We start from the raw sequence: 16,201 nt of genomic DNA, 5'->3' as shown, positions 1-16,201 counted from the left end.
TCATGATATTTTGATCTTCAGGACCTGAACAAATCGTAGCTGGCGACCGTTATTGCAGTGTCGATTGGGTCACAGTTTGCGACCGATGGCTCAAGTCGCCATCCACGCAGCCGACAGCCTGCTGACAGGAGACCAAAATATATGCTGCCACCGATGCTCCCCTTGAGTGCCGTGCCGATCACCTCGCAGCACGACCCGGTCCGCCCGCGCCCGGACATCGCCCCTGTGGTGCCCGTACAGGAAAGCTCCACCGACAGCACCATCGACCTGAAAAATCGCGATCCCGACGAAACCGCCTTGCTGCTACGCGAAGAACAGCGCCGCAAGCAAGAACAGCAAAGACGTCGACGTGAAGCCGACGAAGACCCTGAAGCGCACCTGGCCATTCCCGGGGATGAACTCAATGCCGACAACACCGTGCCGGTAGCGCCCTTGATGGAAGATCAGCCCCGTCAGGGTTTGTGGGTCGATATCGAGATTTGAGCGAGTGGCTGGTCAGCGCCGTCGCCAGACCGCATTATTGGCGCAAACCTGCCGAGCGAAGCGGCAGCTGAATTCATTTTCAAGCGATGCACTGAACGCCATGAGCCAAGACGACAAACTGATCGACCTCAATGCCGAACGCGCCAAGCGTGTCCATGACCTCAACGACAAGCGCCTGAATGAAGTGCGTCAGGCGTTCGAGCAAGCCATGCCGCTGGGCAAACCGAAGAAAAAGCCGAAGAACAAACCGAAAAAACGTTGAATCCCCCTGCATCGTTTGATGCAGGTCAGTTTTTCCCCTCCTTTGCGCCCTGTCTTGGGCGACATTGATCCCGGTCAATATTCTCTCCTGCCCGTTTGGGTAACTTAGCCCTATCGCAACAGGGCAAGAGCAGGAGACGCGTCATGTTTTTCGACAACGTGGTGATCGCCGGAGTGCTGACCGTCAGCCTCATGTTCGTTTTTTTTGCAGGATTCGGATTTTTTATCTGGAAGGATTCGCACAAGCGGAAAAAGCCGTAGGTCTTTCCGGATGCAATGAGCACGCAAGGCATTTTGGGCAACTTCGGTTGCCCTTTTTTTTGCCCTGAAGAATCTATTGGCATGCACCGATCCCCTGTAGGCGCGAAGACATCGGCAATAAAAAAGGCGCGGTCCTTGCGGAGCGCGCCTTTTTCGTTCGGCTGCTGATCAGCTGCCGAGTGCCTTCGAGGCCAGCCAGAACAACCCGGCCGACAGCGCGACCGTGGCTGGCAGGGTCAGCACCCAGGCCAGCAGGATGGTTTTGACGGTGCCGCCTTGCAGGCCGCTTTTGTTGGCGACCATGGTGCCGGCAACACCCGAGGACAGCACGTGGGTGGTGGACACCGGCAGGCTGAAGATGTTGGCCATGCCGATCAGGCTGGCGGTGGTGATCTGCGCCGACATGCCCTGGGAATAAGTCATGCCCTGCTTGCCGATCTTCTCACCGATGGTCAGAACCACGCGTTTCCAGCCAACCATGGTGCCCAGGCCCAGGGCCAGTGCAACCGCCAGAATCACCCAGAACGGCGCGTATTCGGTGGTGGTGGTCAAGTCCTTGCGCAGCTTGTCCAGGTCAGCCTTTTCACGAGGTGCCAGGCCAGGCAGCTTGCTGACCTTCTTCGCCGTGTCATCCAGGCAGAGCAGGTAGCGACGTACTTCGATACGGCTATCAGACGGCAGCGAGTGGTAGTCGGCTACACCCTTGAGGGTGCCCAGCAGCGCGGCGATGGTCGGTTCGGTCTGCTGCGGGTTGCAACGGAATTTCTCCGGCAGATCGCCTTCCACGCTTTTGCCCAGCGCCAGGAACTCGCCCAGGGTCTCGGCGTTGCGCTGATAGAACTGGTTCAGGTGCAAAGTGGCGTCGCGGGTACGTTCGATCTGGTAGGTGGTGCTGTTCAGATCAAGTACGAACTGCGCCGGCACGATGCCGATCAATACCAGCATGATCAGGCCGATACCCTTCTGGCCATCGTTGGAGCCGTGCACGAAGCTCACGGCCATGGCCGAGATCACCAGCACCAGGCGGTTCCAGAACGGCGGGTGTTTCTTATCGTCGATCTTGCGGCGCTGCTCCGGCGTCTTGTGCATCTTCGACAGCGGACGCCACCATTTCAGGCCGATCAGAATCAGCGCGGCAATCAGAAAGCCTGCCATTGGCGAGAACACCAGCGACATCGCGATATCGATTGCCTTCTGCCAGTTCACGCCGTCGGCCAACGGAATATCGTTGATCAGGGCGTTGGCCAGGCCTACACCGAGGATCGAGCCGATCAGCGTATGAGAACTGGAGGCAGGGATACCGAAGTACCAGGTGCCCAGGTTCCAGGCGATGGCGGCGGCGAGCAACGAGAACACCATGGCCAGTCCGTGACCGGTGTTCACATTGATCAGCAGCTCCACCGGCAGCAGGTGGACAATGGCATACGCCACGCCAACGCCGCCCAGCAACACGCCGAGGAAATTGAACACACCGGAAAAGAACACCGCCAGATGAGGCGGCATCGCTTTGGTGTAGATAACAGTGGCGACCGCGTTAGCGGTGTCATGAAATCCGTTGATGAACTCGAAGGCGAGGACAAAAGTCAGGGCGAGCAGGAGGCTCACTAGCACCCAAGCATCCAGTCCGCTGAATAAATCGATCATGAAGGTTTTCTGACCCGGTCATAAGGGGGGCGGGATTATGCCAGAAAAGCGTGTCAATCAATGCACTAGCTGCTCGTCGGTAACATTATTCAACGAATTAAATGACACCAAAACCCAGCACACCAATGGTTTCCAGGGGTGTGCAAGTCTTTGAATTTCTTTGGAAACGCCGATGACACAAGGGTTTCGCTCGCCTGATGGCGGGCTCTGAACGCTTGTGTGAAATTTCTGAGATGAGGGTCAGATATGCGCCCTTTACCCTGTCCGATGAGCAAGGTGGCCGCTGCCCGCTCGTAGCGGGCGCAAAAGGCAACATCCGTACATCCCGCTTTTAACGGGTGCAACCGCAGACCCTTGAAAGAACTCGAACCGAGGCCGTCAAGGCTCTTCGGCTTTGAGTTCCTTTTCCATTTTTTCAAGTTCTTGCTTGAAAACCTGATCCTGAACGGTGGCGCGTTTACGCCAGGGTTTGCGTTCCGGTTCGGGCTGGGCGGCGTAGGTGGTGACTTCCCCGCCGTAAACTTCCTTGTAACGTTGTTCCTGGCGCTCAAGTTCCACGCGCAGTTCTTCTTTCGTCACAGTGCTACCTGATTGAGTTGAGATGAATTCTGGTGATACGCGCTGCATTCAATGTATTGACCATGCTCGACGCAACGACAAGGCCGGTGAAGGCATCGTTTTACGGCTGGGCGATCAATACGTCCATGTTGCAGGCGGCCACGGCACCAGAGATAAACAGCTGACGCAGCATCAGCTTCCAGTTTCAGCGAGCGCGTTGACGATGCAAATGCAGTCAGCGTCGGACGCTTGCCGGGGGCGGCAGCGATGGAACATCGTGCCACCGGGTAGCGGAATCGGTCAGTAGAAAACCGTTTGGCTACTGATTTGCATTATAGCGAGCGATTCACAGAACTCTATCTCCAAAGAGTTAAAAGTTGGTCGTGATGTGTGATTGTTTTGTTACTCGTAACTTTCACTGCCAACTAGAACACGCAATGATGTCACTGCGCAGTGATGCCTTTCTGGCGCCATTAAGTCGAACAACTTTGGGCAAGTACATCGACTGTGTTAACTGTGCTCCCTGGCGACAGCAAAAACATTTATCCCGCTCTTTAGTCGCCGGGATTTCAGGTTACCAGCGATTGCGATTATCGGTCGATGGTTCGATAATCGCCCAATCTTGGCTGGCCGGGGTTGTGTGCCGGACCGATAGCCGCTTGTAATAGTCGCTGATCCGTGTGGGACAAGGACCTTATATGAACGATCAATTGCGTAACTCTTTCGCTTCTGTGGCTCCGCCCATCGTCGCTTCGCCCGCCAAGCGGATTCAGGCACTGACCGGTGATCCGGACTTCATGACCTCGCTGGCGCGTGGGCTGGCGGTCGTGCAGGCGTTTCAGGAGCGCAAACGGCACCTGACCATCGCCCAGATCAGCCACCGCACGGAAATTCCCCGCGCCGCTGTGCGACGTTGCCTACATACCCTGATCAAACTCGGCTACGCCACCACCGACGGCCGCACGTATTCCTTGCTGCCCAAGGTGCTGACCCTCGGGCATGCCTACGTCTCCTCGACGCCGCTGGCGGTTTCGGCCCAGCCGTACCTGGACCGCATGAGCGAACAACTGCACGAGGCCTGCAACATGGCCACCCTGGAAGGCGATGACATTCTGTACATCGCCCGCTCGGCGACCACTCAGCGCCTGATTTCGGTCGATCTTTCGGTCGGTGGGCGCCTGCCGGCCTATTGCACGTCGATGGGCAGGATTCTTCTGGCGGCGCTGGACGACACGTCCCTTGGGGAGTACCTCGATCACGCCGATTTGCAGGCCAAGACCAGTCGCACGATCCACACCCCCGACGCATTGCTCGAATGCCTGCAGGAAGTCCGGCAGCAGGGCTGGTGCATCGTCGATCAGGAACTGGAACAAGGCCTGCGCTCGATTGCCGTGCCGGTGTATGACGCTTCCGGCCAAGTGGTTGCAGCCCTCAACGTCAGCACTCACGCGGGCCGGGTCAGTCGCAATGAGCTGGAGCAGCGCTTTCTCCCCGGTTTGTTAAGCGCCAGCCGCGACCTCAGCGCTCAGCTGTTTGCCTAAGATGTTCGATAATCGCACGGAGTCGCGTCCGGTGAATTGACGCTGTTTCCTGTGGGTCATTAATGTCGCGGCTGCGCCAGCGTTGCCTGGCTACCCCGATCGACTGTGATCCACGGATAAAAATAATGAACCAGCCTCAGTCTGCTGTAGGAAACTGCCTCGACGTGCAGTCCTTCATCAATGCCCAACCCATTTCGCGCTATCAGTGGCGAGTGGTGATTCTCTGCTTCCTGATTGTCTTTCTCGATGGTCTCGACACCGCCGCCATGGGATTTATCGCGCCTGCGCTTTCCCAGGATTGGGGCATTGATCGCGCCAGTCTCGGGCCGGTGATGAGTGCCGCGTTGATCGGCATGGTCTTCGGCGCACTGGGCTCCGGCCCGTTGGCTGACCGCTTTGGGCGCAAAGTCGTGCTGGTCGGCGCGGTGTTGCTGTTCGGTGCGTTCAGCCTGGCTTCGGCTTACAGCACCAACGTCGAGCAACTGTTGGTGTTGCGCTTCCTGACCGGGTTGGGCCTGGGCGCCGGTATGCCCAATGCCACGACGCTGCTGTCTGAATACACCCCCGAGCGCAAGAAATCCCTGCTGGTGACCAGCATGTTCTGCGGCTTCAACCTGGGCATGGCCGGTGGCGGATTTATTTCGGCCAAGTTGATTCCCGCGTTCGGTTGGCACAGCTTGCTGCTGATCGGCGGGATTCTGCCGTTGATCCTCGCTGTCGTGTTGCTGTTCTGGTTGCCGGAATCGGCGCGGTTTCTTGTCGTGCGCAATCGCGGCACCGACAAAGTCCGCAAGACGCTGGCGCCGATCGACCCAACGGTGGTCGCCCAAGCCTCGAGCTTCAGCGTGCCGGAACAGAAAACCGTGAAGGCGCGCAACGTGTTTGCGGTGATCTTCTCTGGTACCTACAGCGTCGGCACGTTGTTGCTGTGGCTGACCTACTTCATGGGCCTGGTGATTGTTTATCTGCTGACCAGCTGGCTACCGACCCTGATGCGTGACAGCGGCGCGAGCATGGAACAATCGGCGTTCATTGGCGCATTGTTCCAGTTCGGCGGCGTATTGAGCGCGGTGGGCGTGGGCTGGGCGATGGACCGGTTCAATCCACACAAGGTGATCGGCATTTTCTATCTGCTGGCCGGCGTATTTGCCTACGCGGTGGGGCAGAGCCTGGGCAACATCACGCTGTTGGCAACCCTGGTGCTGGTGGCGGGTATGTGTGTCAACGGCGCGCAATCGGCGATGCCGTCGCTGGCCGCGCGGTTCTATCCGACTCAGGGGCGTGCCACCGGGGTTTCGTGGATGCTCGGGATCGGTCGTTTTGGGGCGATCCTCGGTGCCTGGATGGGCGCAACGTTGTTGGGCCTGGGGTGGAACTTCGAGCAGGTACTGACGGCGCTGGTCATTCCGGCGGCACTGGCAACCGCAGCGGTGGTGATCAAAGGCTTGGTCAGTCATGCGGATGCGACCTGATCCTGGCTTGAAATAGCGGTGTCCTGATCGTTCCCGCGCAGGACGTGGGAACGATCAATAGCTAGACAACAATGTGTTCGATAAACGAACACTCAGTCGATTATCGGATTGTTTGGCGTTTTTTACAGGCTTAATCTGCAGTCATTCCGGCGCTGCGCATCGGCGTCTTTTTCCACTGTCGGTTAATAACAAACGGGAGCCTGCCCCAATGGCTGAAATTCTTTCGCTGCACGACGCGGTGAAGCAATTCGTAAACGATGGCGATACCGTCGCGCTCGAAGGCTTTACTCACCTGATCCCTACGGCGGCGGGTCACGAAATCATTCGCCAGGGCAAGAAAGACCTGACCCTGGTGCGGATGACCCCTGACCTGATCTACGACCAGTTGATCGGCGCCGGTTGTGCTCGCAAGCTGATTTTTTCCTGGGGTGGCAACCCTGGCGTAGGTTCACTGCACCGTCTGCGTGACGCCGTCGAGAAGCAGTGGCCCCACGCGCTGGAAATCGAAGAACACAGCCATGCCGACCTGGCCAATGCCTACGTCGCCGGTGCTTCCGGCCTGCCGTTCGCGGTGCTGAGAGCCTACGCCGGTTCCGACCTGCCAAAGGTCAACCCGCTGATCAAGTCCGTCACTTGCCCGTTCACCGGCGAAGTGCTGGCCGCCGTGCCTTCGGTGCGCCCGGACATCACCGTGATCCACGCACAGAAAGCCGACCGCAAGGGCAACGTGTTGCTCTGGGGCATTCTCGGCGTGCAGAAAGAAGCCGCGCTGGCCGCCAAGCGCTGCATCGTTACCGTTGAAGAAATCGTCGACGACCTCAATGCACCGATGAACGCCTGCGTATTGCCGACCTGGGCCTTGAGCGCGGTCTGCCACGTCCCTGGCGGCGCGCATCCGTCCTACGCCCATGGTTACACCGAACGCGACAACCGTTTCTACCAGGCCTGGGACCCGATTGCCCGCGACCGCGACACCTTCACCGCGTGGATCAACGAGTACATCCACGGCAGCGCTGACTTCAGCGAGTTCCAGGCCAAACTGGCCGCCGCTTCGGAGGCGAAGTAATGACTTACACCACCAATGAAATGATGACCGTCGCCGCCGCTCGCCGCCTGAAAAACGGTTCGGTATGCTTCGTAGGCATCGGCTTGCCATCGAAAGCGGCCAATCTGGCGCGCCTGACGTCCTCGCCAGACGTCGTCCTGATCTACGAATCGGGCCCGATCGGTGCCAAGCCGAGTGTATTGCCGCTGTCGATTGGTGACGGTGAGCTGGCTGAAACCGCCGACACCGTAGTGCCGACTGGCGAAATCTTCCGCTACTGGCTGCAGGGTGGGCGGATTGACGTCGGCTTCCTCGGCGCCGCGCAAGTCGACCGTTTCGGTAACATCAACACCACCGTGGTGGGTGATTATCACGCACCTAAAGTGCGTCTGCCGGGTGCCGGTGGCGCGCCGGAAATTGCCGGTTCGGCCAAGAGCGTGCTGATCATCCTCAAACAGTCGGCGCGTTCCTTCGTCGACAAACTCGACTTCATCACGTCGGTTGGCCATGGCGAGGGCGGTGATTCGCGCAAGCGTCTCGGTCTGCCGGGCGCCGGTCCGGTCGGCATCATTACCGACCTGTGCATCATGGAGCCGGAGGAGGGTACCCACGAGTTCGTGGTCACCGCACTGCACCCGGGCGTGACCCGCGAGCAAGTGGTCGCCGCTACCGGTTGGGCGATTCGTTTTGCCGACCATGTCGAGCAAACCGCTGAGCCGACCGAGGTCGAGCTGACTGCATTGCGTGATCTAGAAGCCCGCACGGCAGCCGCCCACGGCCAAGCACCTGGAGAAGCGTGATGCGTGACGTTTATATCTGCGACGCGATTCGCACCCCGATCGGCCGTTTCGGCGGTGGCCTGTCGACGGTTCGCGCCGACGACCTGGCCGCCGTGCCGATCAAGGCCTTGATGGCGCGCAACCCGTCGGTGGACTGGACGGCGGTAGACGAGGTGTTCCTCGGCTGCGCCAACCAGGCCGGTGAGGACAACCGCAACGTCGCGCGCATGGCGCTGCTGCTGGCCGGTTTGCCGGAAAGCATTCCGGGCGTGACCCTCAATCGCCTCTGCGCTTCGGGCATGGATGCCATTGGCACTGCGTTCCGCGCTATTGCCAGTGGTGAAATGGAATTGGCGATTGCCGGTGGCGTCGAGTCGATGTCCCGCGCGCCGTTCGTGATGGGCAAGGCTGACGCTGCTTTCTCTCGCAACATGAAACTGGAAGACACCACCATCGGCTGGCGCTTCATCAACCCGTTGATGAAGGCCCAGTACGGTGTGGATGCGATGCCACAAACCGCCGACAACGTGGCGGACGATTACAAGGTGTCCCGCGCCGATCAGGACGCGTTCGCCTTGCGCAGCCAGCAACGTACCGCCGCCGCGCAAGCCGCCGGTTTTTTCGCCGAAGAAATCGTCGAAGTGCGCATTGCCCACAAAAAGGGTGAAACCGTGGTCAGCCAGGATGAACATCCTCGCGCGGATACCACCCTGGAAGCCCTGAGCAAACTCAAACCGGTCAACGGTCCCGACAAAACCGTTACCGCCGGCAATGCGTCGGGCGTCAACGACGGCGCCGCCGCGTTGATCCTGGCTTCAGCCGAAGCCGTGAAGAAACACGGCCTGACTGCCCGCGCCAAAGTGTTGGGCATGGCCAGCGCCGGTGTGGCACCGAGTGTAATGGGCATTGGCCCGGTACCGGCGGTGCGTAAACTGATCGAGCGCCTCGGTGTGGCGGTCAGCGATTTCGACGTGATCGAACTCAACGAAGCCTTTGCCAGCCAGGGCCTGGCGGTGCTGCGTGAACTGGGTGTCGCCGACGACGCGGCCCAGGTCAACCCGAACGGTGGCGCCATTGCCTTGGGCCATCCGTTGGGCATGAGCGGTGCGCGTCTGGTGCTGACTGCGTTGCATCAGCTGGAGAAGACCGGTGGCAAGAAAGGCCTGGCGACCATGTGCGTCGGTGTCGGCCAGGGTCTGGCTTTGGCAATCGAACGGGTCTGACACACCCTGTCGGCTAATAAGAACTGAGGAAAAAGTAATGACTGACAAGCCTGGTTACCGTCGCCCGCAGGAGGGTACTCAGCCCGAGTACCTGCACCCGAGCTATCAATCCACCAACCTGCGCTCGCCCTCCAAGCCGTTGGTGTTTTTGCCCCATTCGCTGTCGGAAATCACCGGGCCAACCGTCGGCGCCGAGCGCGTCAACGAGAAGGACAACGACCTGACTGCCCAGCACGAAGGCGAACCTCAGGGTGAACGCATCATTATCCACGGCCGCGTGCTGGACGAAAACGGTCTGCCGGTCCCAGGGATTCTGGTGGAGATCTGGCAGGCCAACGCCGCCGGTCGCTACGCCCATGCCCGTGACCTGCACGACGCGCCGCTTGACCCGAATTTCACCGGGACCGGCCGCACCGTGACCGACGCCGATGGCTGGTACCAGTTCCAGACCATCAAGCCCGGTGCGTATCCGTGGGGTAACCACCACAACGCCTGGCGCCCGGCGCACATCCACTTCTCGCTGTTCGGCCCGAGCATCCTGACGCGGCTGGTCACGCAAATGTATTTCCCGGGCGACCCGCTGCTGGCCTATGACCCGATCTACAACTGCGTGCCCGACACTAGCGCCAAAGAGCGTTTGATCGCCACGTTCGATCTGGAAAAAACCATCCCTTCCTATGCCCTCGGTTATCGCTGGGACATCGTTTTGCGCGGCCGCGACGCCACGCCGATGGAGAAATAAGATGACGCTGACTGCGACCACGTCCCACACCGTCGGACCGTACTACCACATCGGCCTGACCTGGCTGAACCGCGAAAACCTGACTGTCGAGCAAACCCTGGGCGAGCGCGTGGCGATCACCGGGCAAGTGGTCGATGGCAACGGCGATGTCGTCAACGACGCCATGCTGGAAGTCTGGCAGGCCAACGCCGCCGGCAAGTATGACCACCCGGAAGACGACCAGGAAAAACCCCTGGACCCGAATTTCGAAGGCTTTGGCCGGGTGCCGGTGGATGCCGAAGGGCGCTTCCGGTTTACCACCATCAAGCCGGGCACGGTCGAGGGCCTCAAGGGCACGACCCAGGCGCCGCACCTTGTGGTTCTGGTGTTTGCCCGTGGTTTGGTCAAGCACTTGCTGACGCGGATCTACTTCGATGGCGAACCGGCCAACGTCGACGATCCGTTGCTCGAATGTGTACCGGCCGAGCGCCGCACTACGCTGATGGCGAAGCAGGATGCGAGCGGTGTGTATCAGTGGAACGTCATCCTGCAAGGCACTGATGCCGAGACGGTGTTCTTCGATTACTGATTGGATACAGACTTGTGGCGAGGGAGCTTGCTCCCGCTGGCTTGCGAAGCGAGCCCAAACCCGGCGATCACGATAAATCAGGCAGACCACGTCGGCCGAATTTACGACTGCTTCGCAGCCGAGCGGGAGCAAGCTCCCTCGTCACAGGAACGTGTGTTGGCTTTAGGCCTATGCATTTGCGGAACGGGACTGTTACAAAGTGTGTCTAGGCTCTCACAGTCCCTATTGAGTGAAAAACAATGACAACGACCACCGCTACAGAACCTCTATACACCGGCGAAGAACGCAGCAAGCGGATCTTCGCCATTGTCGGTGCCTCGTCCGGCAACCTCGTCGAATGGTTCGACTTCTACGTCTACGCCTTCTGCGCGATTTATTTCGCCCCGGCTTTTTTTCCGTCAGACAACCCCACGGTGCAGTTGGTAAACACGGCAGGCGTGTTCGCCGCCGGGTTCCTGATGCGACCGATCGGCGGCTGGATCTTCGGCCGTGTCGCGGACAAGCACGGGCGCAAGAACTCGATGCTGATCTCGATTCTGATGATGTGCTTCGGCTCGCTGCTCATCGCCTGCTTGCCCACCTATAAAGACATCGGCGTCTGGGCGCCGATCCTGTTGCTGTTCGCGCGCTTGCTGCAAGGTTTGTCGGTGGGCGGCGAGTACGGCACCACCGCGACGTACATGAGCGAAGTAGCGCTCAAGGGCCAACGCGGTTTCTTCGCTTCGTTCCAGTACGTGACCCTGATTGGTGGACAGTTGCTGGCCGTGTCGCTGGTGGTGATCCTGCAACAGTTCCTCACAGAGGAAGACCTGCGTGCCTACGGCTGGCGGATTCCGTTCGTGGTCGGTGCGGTGGCGGCGTTGATTTCGCTGTTCCTGCGTCGTTCGCTGAAGGAAACCACCAGCAAGGAAATGCGCGAAAACAAAGACGCCGGCAGCATCCGCGCACTGTTTCGCGACCACAAAGCCGCGTTCATCACCGTGCTGGGTTACACCGCCGGTGGCTCGCTGATTTTCTACACCTTCACCACTTACATGCAGAAATACCTGGTGAACACCGCCGGCATGCACGCCAAGACCGCCAGCTACATCATGACCGGCGCGCTGTTCCTGTACATGTGCATGCAGCCGCTGTTCGGCATGCTCGCCGACAAAATCGGTCGACGTAATTCGATGCTCTGGTTCGGTGGCCTTGGTACCTTGTTCACGGTGCCCATCCTGCTGAGCCTGAAAACTGTCGGCAGCCCATTCCTGGCCTTTGTGTTGATTACCCTGGCCTTGGCGATCGTCAGTTTCTATACCTCGATCAGCGGCCTGGTGAAAGCCGAAATGTTCCCGCCGGAAGTGCGCGCATTGGGCGTGGGCCTGGCGTATGCGGTGGCGAATGCGATCTTCGGCGGTTCGGCGGAATTTGTGGCCCTGAGCCTGAAGAACGTGGGCATGGAAAACTCCTTCTACTGGTACGTGACGGCGATGATGGCGATCGCTTTCCTGTTCAGCCTGCGTTTGCCGAAACAGGCGAAGTATCTGCATCACGATCTTTGATCTTCACGCGCGGGCCGCCAAGGCCCGCGCCTTCAGGAACTGTTTATGAACCAGCGACCGGGCAATCAATTGTTCGATGCCTATTTCACTGCCCGCGATATGCGTGAAGTGTTCTGCGATCAGGGCCGGGTCCAGGCCATGCTTGATTTCGAAGCCGCGCTGGCCCGGGCCGAAGCGCGGGTCGGGTTGATTCCGCAGTCTGCGGTGGCGCCGATCAGTGTGGCGTGCCAAGCCGGGCATTACGATTTCGCGGCCCTCGGTGAGGCGATTGCCGTCGCCGGCAACTCGGCGATTCCGTTGGTCAAGGCACTGGGCAAACAGATCGCTTCGCACAATGCCGAGGCTGAGCGCTACGTGCATCTGGGCGCGACCAGTCAGGACGTGATGGACAGCGGCCTGGTCCTGCAACTGCGGCAGGCGCTGGAACTGATCGAAAACGATCTGGCGCAATTGGGGCAAATCCTCGCGGACCAGGCCCAGCGTTATGCGGCGACACCATTGGCCGGGCGCACCTGGCTGCAGCACGCTACCCCGGTGACCCTCGGCATGAAAATCGCCGGTTGGCTGGGGGCGGTGACGCGCAGCCGTCAGCGACTGATTGAACTCAAACCGCGTCTGCTGGTGCTGCAATTCGGTGGTGCTTCCGGAACGCTCGCGGCCCTCGGCGACCAGGCCATGCCGATTGCCCAGGCGCTGGCTGAAGAGCTGCAACTGACATTGCCCGATCAACCGTGGCACACCCAGCGCGACCGGGTGGTGGAATTTGGCGCGGTGCTTGGCCTCATTGCCGGTAGCCTCGGCAAGCTCGGCCGCGACATCAGCCTGCTGATGCAAACCGAGGTCGGCGAAGTGTTCGAGCCTTCGGCGCCAGGCAAGGGCGGCTCGTCGACCATGCCGCACAAACGCAACCCGGTCGGCGCGGCGGTGTTGATCGGCGCGGCGACCCGTGTGCCGGGACTGCTGTCGACGCTGTTCAGCGCCATGCCGCAAGAACATGAGCGCAGCTTGGGGTTGTGGCATGCCGAGTGGGAAACCCTGCCGGAAATTTGCTGCCTGGTGTCCGGCAGCTTGCAGCAGGCGCTATTGATCGCCCAAGGTCTGGAAGTGGATGCCGAGCGTATGGCCCGCAACCTCGACCTGACTCAAGGCCTGGTGCTCGCCGAAGCGGTGAGCATCGTCCTCGCGCAACGGGTTGGCCGCGATACCGCGCATCATCTGCTGGAACAATGCTGTAAACGCGCCGTGGCCGAACAGCGTCATCTGCGCGCGGTACTCGGCGACGAACCGCAAGTGACTGCCGAACTGACGGCCGCCGAACTCGATCATCTGCTGGACCCCGCCCATTACCTCGGTCAGGCCAAAACCTGGGTCGAGCGAGCGGTGGCTGAACATTCTGCGTTGACTGCCTGAAGGAGATTGCTGTGGCTTTCGTACAACTCGCCGATGGCGAACTGAATTACCAAGTTGACGGTCCGGTCGATGCGCCGGTGCTGGTGCTGTCCAACTCATTGGGTACCGACCTGCACATGTGGGACGCGCAAATCCCGGCGTTCACTGAGCATTTTCGCGTGCTGCGTTTCGACACCCGGGGTCACGGCAAGTCGCTGGTAACGCCGGGGCCGTACAGCATCGAGCAACTGGGCCGCGATGTGCTGGCGCTGCTGGATGCGCTGCACATCGAGCGTGCGCATTTCTGCGGTTTGTCCATGGGCGGCTTGATCGGGCAGTGGCTGGGAATCAATGCCGGCGAGCGCTTGAACAAGCTGATCGTGTGCAACACCGCGGCGAAAATCGGCGATCCGTCGGTGTGGGACCCGCGTATTGAGATGGTCTTGCGTGATGGTCAGGCCGCTATGGTTGCCCTGCGCGATGCGTCGATTGCACGCTGGTTCACCCCGGACTTCTCCGAAGCCAACCCGGCGGCGGCCAAGCAGATTACCGACATGCTGGCGGCGACTTCGCCTGAGGGCTATGCGGCCAACTGTGCGGCGGTGCGTGATGCCGACTTCCGCGACCAGCTGTCGTCGATCAAGGTGCCGCTGCTGGTGGTTGCCGGCGCGCAGGATGCGGTGACGCCACCGTCCGGCGGGCATTTCATTCAGGAACATGTGGCGGGTGCCGAGTACGCCGAGTTTTACGCGGCGCACCTGTCCAACGTGCAGGCCGGTGACGCGTTCAGCCAGCGGGTCCTGACGTTTTTGTTGGCTCAATAAGGGGATTGTTGTGGACGAGAAGCAACGTTACGACGAGGGAATGAACGTTCGTCGCGCGGTATTGGGCGACGCCCATGTCGATCGCAGCCTGACCACCCTGACCGAGTTCAACTCGGAGTTTCAGGAAATGATCACCCGCCACGCCTGGGGTGACATCTGGACGCGCCCGGGCCTGCCGCGCCACACCCGCAGCCTGATCACCATCGCCATGCTGATCGGCATGAACCGCGAAGGCGAACTCAAACTGCACCTGCGCGCCGCCGCCAACAACGGCGTGAGCCGTGGCGAGATCAAGGAAGTGATCATGCAGAGCGCGATTTACTGCGGCATCCCGGCAGCCAATGCGACATTCCACCTGGCGGAGTCGGTGTGGGATGAATTGGGAGTTGAATCGCGGGAGTGATCCCGCGATTGTTGTTGCCTGAACTGACGCCATCGCGGGCAAACCCGCTCCCACAGTGGTCCGATGTGAACGCCAATTTTGTGGTCACTGAAGATCCCTGTGGGAGCTGGCTTGCCAGCGATGGCGTCAGCGAAATCGCCATCGCGGGCAAGTCATGCTCCTACAACAGGCTGATCGGGTAGCTGATGATCAAGCGGTTCTCATCGAACTCGTTGTTGCTGTAATCCCGGCGCATGGTCGAGTTGCGCCATTTCACGTTCAGGTCTTTCAGTGCACCGCTCTGTACGGTGTAGCCCAGTTCACTTTCACGTCCCCACTCCTTGCCGTCGGTGATGGTGCCGGTGTGCACGTTATCGCCGCTGATGTAGCGGTTCATCAACGTCAGGCCCGGTACGCCGAGGGCGACGAAATTGTAGTCGTGACGCACCTGCCAGGATTTCTCCCGGGCGTTGTCGTAGCTGGAGTTGTAGCTGTCGTTGGCCAGGGTGCCGCCGCTGGTGCCATTGACCCGCATCCAGGGGCTGTCGCCGGTGAGTTTCTGCAGGCCGACGTAGAAAGTGCTGCCGCCATACTTGGCCGAGAACAGGCCGTACAGGGTTTTGTTGTCCAGTTCGCCAGCGCGGGCGCTGCCGTCATCCTTGCCGTAGAAGAATCCGAGGTTGGCGCCCAGGGTCCAGTCACCCAGTGGTTGGCTGTGGGTCAGGTTGATGAACTGCTGGCTGTAGATGTCTTTGAGTTCGGCGTTCCACAGGCCGATCTGCGTGCGCTTTTCGTTGAACAGGAATTCGCCGCCCTGGAAGTTGAAACGGTCGGAGGTGAACGCCGCTTTGCCGGTCATCGACATGTCGTCCATGCTGCTGTCATCGCGGGGGCTGTTCTGGCGGAACTGGCCGCCGTACAGCGTCAGGCCCGCGATCTCCTTCGAGGTGATCTGCCCGCCGCGGAAGGTTTGCGGCAGTGAACGCCCATCGTCCGAACGCAGGATCGGCAGCACCGGCATCCACTCGCCCACCTTCACTTCGGTCTGCGACAGCTTGGCCTTGAACGCCACGTTGGTGCGCCCGAAATTGTCTGCCGGACGACCGTCACTGTTCAGCGGCAGCAGTGCCGTACCGCCAGTGCCTTTTCCGCCATCGAGCTTCACCGAGTACAACCCCAGCACATCCATACCAAAACCGACGGTGCCCTGAGTGAACCCGGACTTGGCGTCGAGGATAAAACTTTGCGTCCATTCTTCAGCCTTGCCCTGGGTCTTGGTCGGATTGGTGAAGTTGCGGTTGAGGTAGAAGTTGCGCAGGTTCAGGTTGACCTTGGCCCCTTCAACGAAACCAGATTCCTCGGCGTGGGCGGGCAGGGCGGCGGCCGCGAGGGCCAGGGCGATCAGGCTGGGAACAAAATACTGCGCAGGAGAAGGCGTCATGGGCTCGGGTCTCTCTAATTTTTGTAGATAAAGCGAGGGTGATG

General features: G+C 60.1%; 17 protein-coding genes. 14 read left to right on the top strand and 3 right to left on the bottom strand.

Annotation, left to right across the window (positions count from 1 at the left end; all coding sequences use genetic code 11):
* Positions 1-141: 141 nt before the first annotated feature.
* The 3 genes from M5G20_RS24165 (at position 142) to ccoM (ending at position 1,005) form a co-directional block, all read left to right on the top strand.
* Entirely contained in the window at positions 142-483 is a 342-nt protein-coding gene (locus tag M5G20_RS24165; RefSeq protein WP_273921217.1) for an aspartate-semialdehyde dehydrogenase, read from the top strand.
* Positions 484-583: 100 nt separating this feature from the next.
* On the top strand, positions 584-745 hold the full coding sequence (locus tag M5G20_RS24160) for a hypothetical protein (protein ID WP_092267318.1): 162 nt from the start codon (positions 584-586) through the stop codon (positions 743-745).
* A gap of 143 nt (positions 746-888) precedes the next feature.
* Entirely contained in the window at positions 889-1,005 is a 117-nt protein-coding gene (gene ccoM / locus M5G20_RS30175; RefSeq protein WP_056856105.1) for a cytochrome c oxidase subunit CcoM, read from the top strand.
* 168 nt (positions 1,006-1,173) lie between these two features.
* Here the strand turns inward: ccoM and M5G20_RS24155 are convergent, their stop codons facing one another.
* Together M5G20_RS24155 and M5G20_RS24150 are read right to left on the bottom strand one after the other, a co-directional pair.
* Positions 1,174-2,649 carry an inorganic phosphate transporter gene (locus M5G20_RS24155; RefSeq protein ID WP_273921216.1) on the bottom strand — a complete coding sequence of 492 codons (1,476 nt, stop codon included), beginning with the start codon at positions 2,647-2,649 and terminating at the stop codon, positions 1,174-1,176.
* Between the two features lie 378 nt (positions 2,650-3,027).
* Complete coding sequence (locus tag M5G20_RS24150) at positions 3,028-3,228, bottom strand: hypothetical protein (RefSeq protein ID WP_075949566.1); 201 nt, start codon at positions 3,226-3,228, stop codon at positions 3,028-3,030.
* Between the two features lie 677 nt (positions 3,229-3,905).
* Here M5G20_RS24150 and pcaR point away from each other — a divergent pair.
* The 11 genes from pcaR (at position 3,906) to pcaC (ending at position 14,737) form a co-directional block, all read left to right on the top strand.
* Complete coding sequence (gene pcaR, locus M5G20_RS24145; protein WP_150732173.1) at positions 3,906-4,748, top strand: pca regulon transcriptional regulator PcaR; 843 nt, start codon at positions 3,906-3,908, stop codon at positions 4,746-4,748.
* Positions 4,749-4,873: 125 nt separating this feature from the next.
* Positions 4,874-6,220 (top strand): MFS transporter, encoded by a 1,347-nt coding sequence (locus M5G20_RS24140; RefSeq protein WP_212625574.1) that lies wholly within the window; start codon positions 4,874-4,876, stop codon positions 6,218-6,220.
* 208 nt (positions 6,221-6,428) lie between these two features.
* Positions 6,429-7,286 (top strand): CoA transferase subunit A, encoded by an 858-nt coding sequence (locus M5G20_RS24135; protein WP_150732175.1) that lies wholly within the window; start codon positions 6,429-6,431, stop codon positions 7,284-7,286.
* A complete protein-coding gene (locus tag M5G20_RS24130; protein WP_103394508.1) occupies positions 7,286-8,065 on the top strand; it encodes a CoA-transferase subunit beta in 780 nt (259 codons plus the stop codon). The genes M5G20_RS24135 and M5G20_RS24130 overlap by 1 nt, the downstream gene beginning before the upstream one ends.
* Positions 8,062-9,267, top strand: a complete 1,206-nt coding sequence (pcaF, locus tag M5G20_RS24125) for a 3-oxoadipyl-CoA thiolase (protein WP_273921215.1) — start codon at positions 8,062-8,064, stop codon at positions 9,265-9,267. The genes M5G20_RS24130 and pcaF overlap by 4 nt, the downstream gene beginning before the upstream one ends.
* Positions 9,268-9,304: 37 nt before the next feature.
* The gene (gene pcaH, locus M5G20_RS24120; RefSeq protein ID WP_150732177.1) at positions 9,305-10,009 is read left to right on the top strand and encodes a protocatechuate 3,4-dioxygenase subunit beta; all 705 of its coding nucleotides are present in this window, start codon (positions 9,305-9,307) and stop codon (positions 10,007-10,009) included.
* Between the two features lies 1 nt (position 10,010).
* Positions 10,011-10,577, top strand: a complete 567-nt coding sequence (gene pcaG, locus M5G20_RS24115) for a protocatechuate 3,4-dioxygenase subunit alpha (protein WP_150732178.1) — start codon at positions 10,011-10,013, stop codon at positions 10,575-10,577.
* Between the two features lie 239 nt (positions 10,578-10,816).
* On the top strand, positions 10,817-12,121 hold the full coding sequence (locus M5G20_RS24110; protein WP_150732179.1) for an MFS family transporter: 1,305 nt from the start codon (positions 10,817-10,819) through the stop codon (positions 12,119-12,121).
* A gap of 45 nt (positions 12,122-12,166) precedes the next feature.
* Positions 12,167-13,531, top strand: coding sequence for a 3-carboxy-cis,cis-muconate cycloisomerase (locus M5G20_RS24105; protein WP_273921214.1), 1,365 nt, complete (start codon positions 12,167-12,169; stop codon positions 13,529-13,531).
* An 11-nt stretch (positions 13,532-13,542) separates the two neighbouring features.
* Positions 13,543-14,334 carry a 3-oxoadipate enol-lactonase gene (gene pcaD, locus M5G20_RS24100; protein WP_150732181.1) on the top strand — a complete coding sequence of 264 codons (792 nt, stop codon included), beginning with the start codon at positions 13,543-13,545 and terminating at the stop codon, positions 14,332-14,334.
* A 10-nt stretch (positions 14,335-14,344) separates the two neighbouring features.
* Complete coding sequence (gene pcaC, locus M5G20_RS24095) at positions 14,345-14,737, top strand: 4-carboxymuconolactone decarboxylase (protein WP_034146727.1); 393 nt, start codon at positions 14,345-14,347, stop codon at positions 14,735-14,737.
* 160 nt (positions 14,738-14,897) lie between these two features.
* Here the strand turns inward: pcaC and M5G20_RS24090 are convergent, their stop codons facing one another.
* Positions 14,898-16,157, bottom strand: a complete 1,260-nt coding sequence (locus M5G20_RS24090) for an OprD family porin (RefSeq protein WP_273921213.1) — start codon at positions 16,155-16,157, stop codon at positions 14,898-14,900.
* Positions 16,158-16,201: the final 44 nt, after the last annotated feature.

It is taken from the genome of Pseudomonas sp. TNT2022 ID1044 (assembly GCF_028656895.1).
In the GTDB taxonomy this organism is placed as follows: domain Bacteria; phylum Pseudomonadota; class Gammaproteobacteria; order Pseudomonadales; family Pseudomonadaceae; genus Aquipseudomonas; species Aquipseudomonas reinekei.
Note: the sequence above shows the minus strand (reverse complement) of the source record. Positions and strands in the feature narration are given on the sequence as shown.